This window comes from Mesorhizobium sp. M7A.F.Ca.US.002.01.1.1, from assembly GCF_004022955.1.
Lineage (GTDB): Bacteria > Pseudomonadota > Alphaproteobacteria > Rhizobiales > Rhizobiaceae > Mesorhizobium > Mesorhizobium ciceri.
Genome location: NZ_RZQE01001088.1, coordinates 1 through 316 on the forward strand (window position 1 = coordinate 1; position 316 = coordinate 316).

General features: G+C 65.8%; 1 protein-coding gene. It reads left to right on the plus strand.

Annotation, left to right across the window (positions count from 1 at the left end; translation table 11 throughout):
* Positions 1–316: hypothetical protein (locus EN932_RS39440; protein ID WP_245483429.1), on the plus strand; the 316-nt coding region annotated here is incomplete at both ends.

Consider the following 316-nt stretch of genomic DNA (forward strand, 5'->3'; position numbering starts at 1 on the left):
CGATCCGGTCGAGCCAGTTGCTCCGGTATCACCGGTTGCTCCTGTGGCGCCGGTCGAGCCGGTTGCTCCGGTCGATCCGGTCGAACCTGTTGCCCCAGTAGAGCCGGTCGAACCTGTCGATCCGGTCGAGCCAGTTGCTCCGGTCGATCCGGTCGAACCTGTTGCCCCAGTAGAGCCGGTCGAACCTGCCGATCCGGTCGAGCCAGTTGCTCCGGTATCACCGGTTGCTCCTGTGGCGCCGGTCGAGCCGGTTGCTCCGGTCGATCCGGTCGAACCTGTTGCCCCAGTAGAGCCGGTCGAACCTGTCGATCCGGTC